Origin of the sequence: Sphingomonas corticis (assembly GCF_012035195.1) — a bacterium.
Lineage (GTDB): Bacteria > Pseudomonadota > Alphaproteobacteria > Sphingomonadales > Sphingomonadaceae > Sphingomonas > Sphingomonas corticis.
Genome location: NZ_JAAVJH010000038.1, coordinates 1 through 7,188, shown reverse-complemented (window position 1 = coordinate 7,188; position 7,188 = coordinate 1). Strand labels below are relative to the sequence as shown.

Annotated in this window: 10 protein-coding genes; all 10 read right to left on the bottom strand. The window is 63.9% G+C overall.

What is annotated here, in order from left to right; translation table 11 throughout:
- Positions 1-111 precede the first annotated feature (111 nt).
- The 10 genes from HBH26_RS20010 to HBH26_RS19965 all read right to left on the bottom strand — a co-directional run bounded on the left by HBH26_RS20010 (position 112) and on the right by HBH26_RS19965 (position 6,819).
- Entirely contained in the window at positions 112-303 is a 192-nt protein-coding gene (locus HBH26_RS20010) for a hypothetical protein (RefSeq protein ID WP_168136338.1), read from the bottom strand.
- A gap of 27 nt (positions 304-330) precedes the next feature.
- Positions 331-816, bottom strand: a complete 486-nt coding sequence (locus tag HBH26_RS20005; RefSeq protein WP_168136337.1) for a type II RES/Xre toxin-antitoxin system toxin — start codon at positions 814-816, stop codon at positions 331-333.
- On the bottom strand, positions 813-1,292 hold the full coding sequence (gene parS / locus HBH26_RS21270) for a type II RES/Xre toxin-antitoxin system antitoxin (RefSeq protein WP_232093348.1): 480 nt from the start codon (positions 1,290-1,292) through the stop codon (positions 813-815). Before parS ends, HBH26_RS20005 begins: the two co-directional genes overlap by 4 nt.
- Before the next feature lie 143 nt (positions 1,293-1,435).
- Positions 1,436-2,413 (bottom strand): GIY-YIG nuclease family protein, encoded by a 978-nt coding sequence (locus tag HBH26_RS19995; protein WP_168136335.1) that lies wholly within the window; start codon positions 2,411-2,413, stop codon positions 1,436-1,438.
- Positions 2,410-2,985, bottom strand: a complete 576-nt coding sequence (locus tag HBH26_RS19990) for a hypothetical protein (RefSeq protein ID WP_168136334.1) — start codon at positions 2,983-2,985, stop codon at positions 2,410-2,412. The genes HBH26_RS19995 and HBH26_RS19990 overlap by 4 nt, the downstream gene beginning before the upstream one ends.
- A gap of 24 nt (positions 2,986-3,009) precedes the next feature.
- On the bottom strand, positions 3,010-3,231 hold the full coding sequence (locus HBH26_RS19985; protein WP_168136333.1) for a hypothetical protein: 222 nt from the start codon (positions 3,229-3,231) through the stop codon (positions 3,010-3,012).
- Positions 3,232-3,295: 64 nt separating this feature from the next.
- Positions 3,296-4,807 (bottom strand): hypothetical protein, encoded by a 1,512-nt coding sequence (locus HBH26_RS19980; RefSeq protein ID WP_168136332.1) that lies wholly within the window; start codon positions 4,805-4,807, stop codon positions 3,296-3,298.
- A gap of 31 nt (positions 4,808-4,838) precedes the next feature.
- Positions 4,839-5,735: a tyrosine-type recombinase/integrase gene (locus HBH26_RS19975; RefSeq protein ID WP_338057464.1), complete on the bottom strand. Its 897-nt coding sequence runs from the start codon at positions 5,733-5,735 to the stop codon at positions 4,839-4,841.
- 459 nt (positions 5,736-6,194) lie between these two features.
- A complete protein-coding gene (locus HBH26_RS19970) occupies positions 6,195-6,593 on the bottom strand; it encodes a PIN domain-containing protein (RefSeq protein WP_168136331.1) in 399 nt (132 codons plus the stop codon).
- Positions 6,586-6,819 (bottom strand): AbrB/MazE/SpoVT family DNA-binding domain-containing protein, encoded by a 234-nt coding sequence (locus HBH26_RS19965; RefSeq protein ID WP_338057463.1) that lies wholly within the window; start codon positions 6,817-6,819, stop codon positions 6,586-6,588. Before HBH26_RS19965 ends, HBH26_RS19970 begins: the two co-directional genes overlap by 8 nt.
- Between the last annotated feature and the right edge of the window lie 369 nt (positions 6,820-7,188).

Genomic DNA, 7,188 nt, shown 5'->3' with positions numbered 1-7,188 from the left:
TCGTACGAGCGCTCGTACGACCAGTCTCAGAACCGAAAACTTCCCGCACCGCCCGCGCCCTCGTCAAAGACGATAAGCATCCCGGCTACGGCCAAACGGGCAAGGCGGCCCTCAGGCCACGCTTACCTTGGTGGGGTAGGCGTCGGCGTAGTGGATTCGCGCAACTTCGTCGACGGTCCCGGCAACGAGCCGGCGCAGGAAGGGCGTCGTGCGTTTTCCCGCGCGGGACTTGGCGACCTGCAATTCTATGAAGCGTTGCTTGATCATCTCAAGCTGGAGTGTTCGCGGAAACGCGAGCGTCATTCGCGGGGACGTTTGGGGCCCTCGAACTCAAGCTCTTCTGTCCATCCTCGGATCGTAGATCCATTTGCGCACCTTTCGGGCCGCAATCCTTCCGGCATCGCGATGCCCCGGATTGATCAGGACGTTCAGCTCTTCCGGGATGACCACCGAAGGGACCATCAGAAGCGCAGATCGGCCACTATTGGCCCAGTCGGTCCCGAAGGTCGTGCTCACCAGGCCCGCCGGCTCCGCATCCCAGCCTACGGGCAGCGACGAAGCCGCCGTGCTCTCTGCGGCCGCCCATAGATCGTCCGGAACCTCAATTTCGACAAGATACCGATTGAGCGGCAAACCGCCAGCATTCAGATGGACGAGAGTTTCGAGGCAGGCGAGGGCACGGGTGGGGGAGGAATAGACGACAGCGACCCCCACATCATTCCAGCGGCCGCCGGTAAGCTTGGCGCCCGTGCCCGTCATGTCGTCGGCCGTGTAGGTCTTGGTATCCGCGGCAATCCGAAACAGCCGCTGGCTCACGCATAGGCTCCGCTCTGGATCTGAGCGAGCGCACGCGACACGAGAGCTTGGCCCTCCATCGTATCCAGAAAATCGATCGGCTTGGCGCCTTTGAGCGCAGGCAGCGGCTCGCGCAGCCAGCGGGATAGCCAGGTGGGCGCATCGAAATCCTCACCCGCTCCGGACTCTTCGACCATTGCTTCCAGCTGGCCGACGAGCTTCGCGAGACCCACGACGCGCTCACTCTCCTCGACGGACAGAACCTCGTCTCGAGCGGCCTTTCGGTTGACGGTCGCGGTCTTGAGGCTGAGCGCATCGAACATGACGTTCTGGTCCAGGTGGAGCTCGGTGATGAGGATCTTGACCTTGCGGGCAGAAACGCCGGCCTTGATGAATTCGATGCGCTCCACGGGTGCGGCCCGAAACAGGTCGACATAGGGAAATGAGGGCGGGAACGCCGGGTCGGCTTTCCTCTGAGCGGCGGATGCGTGGGCCACGTAAATGCTCCTTTGAGCAGTTATATGGCTCATCTGAGCAGAGCTTGCAAGGTGGGTTGATCGATCGCACCCAACCTTACGCTGCTGGACACGCTTAGATCGGCAGCGAAGCGGTGCTTGCGGGGCCGCAGGCTTCGGCTGAGTTACCCCGAGGCGAGCATCGCCCGCAGTTTGAACAGGCGCTCCTCCAGCTCGAGCCACGATCGCCCCGGGACACGCGCTCCGCTCAGGAACTCCTCCAGCAGCGCGATCTCGCGGTCATGATCATGATGCGTGCGACAAAGCCGTGCGGCCACCAGCCAGTCCCAGGGCGCGCGGTCGCGCCGCGCTTTCGCCAGTAGCGGCGCCAGTTCGCCCTCCGGAACGGTGCCGGTCTTTCGGGCACGAGGTTTGCCGACCGGGATCTTCGGCGCCTTCCGTTCGCCTGCCAGGATAGCGCCAGCCTCCGCGCGCCGCCTGAGCACGGGATGGTTCGGCGTTACGCTATCGAGGTAGCGGCCGAAATACTCGTCGACACTTTCTACGATCTCTCCGAAGCGGCCATGCTTGCGCAGGACCAGCGTCAAACGATCCAGAGCTGCGATGTCACCCTGAGCAGAGACACCGATCTCACGTCTCAAGTCAGCGACAAGGCCCGTCTCGTAGGTGATCGCGCTGTATTCGTGCATCTGCGCGATTGCCTCGCGATACCGTGCGACCGCCCGTTCCGGATCGCTGATCTCCAGCGGCCGCGTTTCCGAGATGAAGCTGGTTGTCGCATCTCGCAGCTTGTGAAAGCGGTCGAGCGCCGCATAGTCGAATTGACGCCCTGGGTTGACCCAATTGGTAAGGGTGTTGCCGTGGCGTGCGATCAGTTCGCCCTCGAGTTCGAGGGCGTCCCCCTCGTCCAGATCCTCGGCGACGATCACTACTTCGTATGCACAGCCACACCGGCTCCGGACGAAGTGGTGCCATTGCGCATCGCGGTCCGTCGACCAGGCCCGAGAGCCTGATCCCTTGCCGATATAGAAGGGGATCCGGTCGGGCCCGAGATGCGCATAGACGTAGCAGCGCTTCGGTGTGCGGCGCTCGCCGAGCACGCGGAATGGTTGCAGTTCAACCTGTTCGAAGCGCTCGCTCATGGTCGACCGCCGGCAAGTAGATGCTTCGCCAGGTGCAGCAAGATGTCGGCGGTGGCCGCGGCGGCTCCTGCCGCCTGGGTCCAGGTCACGGCCCGGATGGAGTTCTTGATGACCTCGTCGACGGCGAGGTCCGCCTTGTTGCCGAGCCACACCATGATCCTGGCTCCCCATCGCTCGAAGCGGCGACCGAGCGTCGCAAGCTCGAGTGCATCGGGCGCAGGATCAGCAAGCGCCGCCCGTGCCTCGACGATCGTCGCCCTGACGGTCTCCCGATCCTCATCGAAGTAGGGTGGAATGCCGACCTCGTCGGGGGGAGCATTGTGCCCGAGCTGTGCCGGAACCCTGGGAAGTTCGGCGATGATGGCTTCCAGTGCGTCCAGCCGTTCAAGCGCGGACGCCGTGAGCTGCGCCGCCTTGGCGTCGCCAAGCCCGCCGACCTCATCCTCGGGATGCTCGTAATAGTCGCCCGAGGAGGAGGGGGCCCACTCCGTGGTGCCATCGCTTTCGATCGCCTTGACGGCGGTCAGGATCAACTCCTCATCGTGCTCCTCTTGGAAGTGGCCGTAGAGCACGTCACTTGCCTCGAACGGTCCGCCTCACGGATAGATGTAGCTGTCGGTCTCGTTGTCGCGCGGGGTTTGCACCTGCGGGTCTTCGAAGTGTTCGTGGAACCAGGCGACCATCGTTTCGACGGCTGCCTCCCGGGCCGCCTTCCGCTCCTCTTCCTCGCGGCGTTGCTCCTCGACGGTGGCCCAATAATGAGCTTCCTCCTCCTCGTCAGCGCGTCGCCGCTCCTCGTCTGTCCACTCGCGAGCCATGGCAAATGGATAGCGGGCCGGCCTGCGCACGTCCAAGCTTCTAAGCTCTTGCGTCGGGACGGCGCTACTCATCACCCATTTGCTGGCGGTCCTGTTTGGCGATGGCGATCAAGCGGATCCCTTCCGAGACGAGCCACTCGAACCGCTCGCGCGCAGTGCCCGCAGCGAGGTCGAAACGCTCCTCGTGCCGGGCGAGAGCGAGCTCTTTGGCCCTTGGCATCGGAAGTTGGCGGGCGAAGATCGCCACCGAAGCCTGCGCGTCCGAGGCCTCGTTGAAGTGCGCCCAATAATCTTTGGCCGCACTCTGCCATGCAGCGCTAGCCGTCACTGCTTCGGTGAGCTCCGCCCGGTCGACCTGGTGGCGGGCGTGGGGCGTCGGTTGGCCGATCAGGGCTCGCAAGTCGGCGGGGCGCAAGGCATCCTCGCCAATCCCCGGCACCACCTTGCCCGCTTCAACGACGATCGATCGGCAGTCCTGACACACCGCATAGGTCTGATGTGCGCCGAAGATCAGGGGTATGTCATGGGCTCGCCGGCGCCATGCCAGGCTCTCGGGGCTACCCTCGACGCAGAAGTCGCGCAGTTGCTGGATCCGGGCACCGAACTTGCCGCTGTTGCCCCGCCTGGTGACCTCGAACTTGCTCCGCTCGCAGATGGCGCAGATCCAATCCTCCCCGGCGCGCAGCCACAGGCGAGAGGCCGCATTGGCGGTGCAAACGGCGGCGAAGTCGGCTGTACTCGGCGCCACCACCCGCTGCCCCTTTCTCTTGGCGACGGAATGCGCCTCAGTGGCGCGCGACCGTGCCCAAAGCCCTGCCTCCATGTCTGAGAGCCCGGAGCGAGGACCGCTCCTTTCCGAGGCCATGCGATATAGCATGGTGGCATTTGTAGAGGAATCCACCTGACCGGTGCCGTGGGCCTCACGATCGTGCCGACCGGCGTTCACGCGCTCGGCGAACATCCGCGCGAAGGAAGCCCGGTCGCGAAAAACGGGTTCGGCTGCTTGCCAGGCACTGCGTGCGGCGATGACGTCGAGTTCGTGCCGCTCGTTGGCGCGCACTAGGATGAAGCGGCTGATCTCGTTGGGCGAGAAGCTGAACCATCTGTCGATATCCGGCGCGAGCGCCGAGTTCATATCCGCGTCGGCGTTGTTGCAATCCTCGCAGACCAGCGTGGCCGCAAACCGCTCGACCAACGGAAAGACGAGGGTATGCGCCACCTGTCGCCTAGCCCGCTCGTCGTCGCTGCCGTCGAGTTCCTTGACCGGGCGCAGAAGCGTCTTGGCGAAATCTCCGAGGTGATCATGATGCCACACGAGCTTGCACAGGAGGACCCCATCGGCGGTCACCCGCGCGATAGACGCATTCGCACGCTGACAGCACGGACATTCCCACCCCTGCCATGTCGACGCCCAGTGGCTGTTCAGATCGAGCTTTGACGCCTGCAGCTTCTGCATCAAAGACCGCGTGAGGTGGCTCCAACGCCCGTCCACCACACGCGTAAGGATGTGTCCAGCGACCTGATCGTCATCCATGGCGGCGAAGTTCGGGATGTCGATCGTGATACGCTCTTGCACTGCCCAGCAGCTCCTTCTTCCTCAGCCGTTCCTAGAGGAACCGGTCGCCAGCGTGGTCGCGAAACCGATCGGCCGAGCGGACATATTCGGAGAGGATCTGGACCGTCTTGTGCCGGCTCACTTCCTGCATCTTGAAGATGGTCGCGCCTTGGCTGGCTGCCTCGGTCAGGAACCCCGCGCGCAGTGAGTGACCCGAAAACTTGCTTGCGTCATAGCCGGCGGCGCCGGCGCAGTGCTTCACGAGCCGGGCCACCGCCTTGTCAGACATCGGGAACGTGGTGAGCTGGTCGCCGCGGGTCAGCCGCCGAAACAGCGGTATGGCGGCTTCCTCAGTCGGGGTCCTCTGGACGTCGACCTCAAGGGCCCGCACCGCAGCGATCCAGTCGAGCAACAAGGCTTTCGGGCGGGTCCGCGAGCCTTCCGGGACCGCGATCGTCGTGCCTTCGCCGGCCTGGTCGGTTTTGGTGGCGCCAAGATAGAGTTCGATCCCGTGTCCGAGGATGCCGACACTCTCGAGCGTCAGTGCCACCAGCTCGGAACGGCGCAACGCGGCGGCCATGCCGATCGCGAGCGCGGCACGGTCGCGACGGGCGCGCAGACCATCGCCCTTGATCTGCGCCAGCATGTCGCGGAGCGCTGCGGCGTCGGCGGGCTCCTTGCGGGTTTTCTTGGCCCGCTTTTCGTTGCGGATCCCGGCAAGCGCCTCGCGCAGACCGCCCGCTTCGGGGTGCGCGGTCGGCGCTGGATAGTTGTTTGCGCGATGATGGTGACCGATCGCGGCCACGCGTCGTTCGATGGTGCTTGGCTTAAGACCCGACGCGGCCTGGTTGGCGACGAACGCGGCAATCTGTTCCGGATGTCCCGGCATCGGAGCGAGGCCGCGCGTGCGACACCTGTCGGTTTCCCTGAACCGGAAGACATCGCGCACGAGAGCGATTGTGTCCTGAACCGGTAGACATCACCTCTCAAACGGGCAGACAATGGCCTCGATGTTCCAGCTGGCGTAGCCTTCATGCGCATTGCGACGAGCAGTTGCGTTAAACAGCACATGAGGCTTTGCAGCAGGTGGCGCACCACCGGCATAATGCAAGCATCACTCCCTACTCTCTGCCAATCGTTCCTCTGCTTCCCGTGATCCGCGGCCAGGGTCTACGGCGAGGCGAGCTTCGAGGGTTCTAGGGTCAAGGCTTTCTGTTCTTCCCGCGACCCGGTTGGTTCGTCGCCGTGAACTATCCATCGGTTGCTTACCAGCCTTGGCGGTCATGCTCACCAACTCCTCTTTGCGCTGTTATTCAAGAAAGCGGGATCGCCGGTTTCAGCTCGGGTCGCCACTGCTCGCCTCTTTTCAGATGGAGCCAACATTGTCGCTGATAGCACGTACCCGAACCTAGGCGGCAGCCGTTCGGATGTTGACGATGCTGATTCCTGCGTCAGCACGCGCCAGAGCGCCGTCCGTGGTGAACAGCTCGGCCTGCAGATCAATTGCAAGAGCAAGGCAGGCCCGATCACCTAGAGAGAGACCGAGAGACTTCGTGGCTGGCCGGAGGTCGCCAATGGTCAGCGCCTGAGCGGGTGACAGGGGCCGCACGTCGAGGTGTAACCCGCCAAGCGCCTCACGCACCTCGTCGAGCGACAAGCCCTTCTCCCGGAGTTTGGAGACGACCTCGGCCAGGTTCGCCGCGCCCACTACGCATCGCGTCAGCACGTCCAGCACCCGATCCGCCCCCGGCTCGTCGTTGAGCAGACAGAGCAGGGCGGATGCGTCGAGTACGACCTTGCTACTCACGCTCCGCCTCGAGACGGCGGTCGGCGATTAGCTCGTCGGCCAAACCGACGCCCTCAGGTACATATTTGCGCAGGATCGCTCGCGCCCGCTCGATAGCTCGGGGCACGGACCGGACCCGCAGCTCGCCATCATCGACATCGACGAGAACGGTATCGCCGGTGCTGAGGCCAAGCTCCCGCCGCATCGATGCAGGGATCACCAGCTTGCCTCCGTCCACGATCTTCACTCGCTGTGCTTCCATCTGCACCGTTCCTCATATCTGGCCTGCAGGCAGATCTAGTACCATCTCGGCGTTACCATAGCCAGCGCTGGGCGGTGCAGGTACGGCAATGTGACCCAATGTGCGGCTTGCTGACCAACTTTCCATTCAGGAAGCTGTAGCTTGGCTCCTTCAACTCGGCTTGCTTGGCTAGGCTCGACAGGATCGGCTGTTGCTATTGTGAGCCGGTGGCGTCACGACAGGCTCCAATGGGTGTACCGAACGGAGCCAGCATGACGAACCCGATCCGCGCTGCGCGCGTGTACCTGCGCGTAAGCACCGACGAGCAGGACCTGACCCGGCAGGAAGCAATTGTCACCGGTGCGCGCGCAGCAG